Source organism: Phytobacter sp. V69 (assembly GCF_965644215.1).
In the GTDB taxonomy this organism is placed as follows: domain Bacteria; phylum Pseudomonadota; class Gammaproteobacteria; order Enterobacterales; family Enterobacteriaceae; genus Phytobacter.
Genome location: NZ_CBFFRL010000543.1, coordinates 1 through 378, shown reverse-complemented (window position 1 = coordinate 378; position 378 = coordinate 1). Strand labels below are relative to the sequence as shown.

Genomic DNA, 378 nt, shown 5'->3' with positions numbered 1-378 from the left:
GACGATCGCCCGCGAGCAGTCCAAAGTGCTGGATATGGGGAACCTGGTGCACGCGCTGGCGCTCCAGCCTGAAAATCTGGAAGCAGAATTCAGCATTGAACCGATTATTCCGGAAGGCGCATTCACCACAACAGCGACTCTGCGCACCTATATCGATGAATACAACAACGGCCTGCCGGTGCTGCTGAGCGCTGACGATATAAAAAGATTCCTTGAAGAGCACAACGCCACCCTGCCCGCTCCGGTTCCAATGGGTGCATCCGCCGACGAAACCGGGCAAAGCTACATGTCCCTGCCAGCCGAGTTCCAGCGCATTGAGGCAGACCAGAAACAGACAGTTGCGGCAATGAAAGCCTGCATCAAGGAATACAACGCCAC

At 55.8% G+C, this 378-nt stretch carries 1 pseudogene; it reads left to right on the top strand.

The annotated features are described in order from the left end of the window. Positions 1-378 (top strand): annotated as a pseudogene (locus tag ACSZPU_RS26385) (hypothetical protein); the annotation flags it as partial.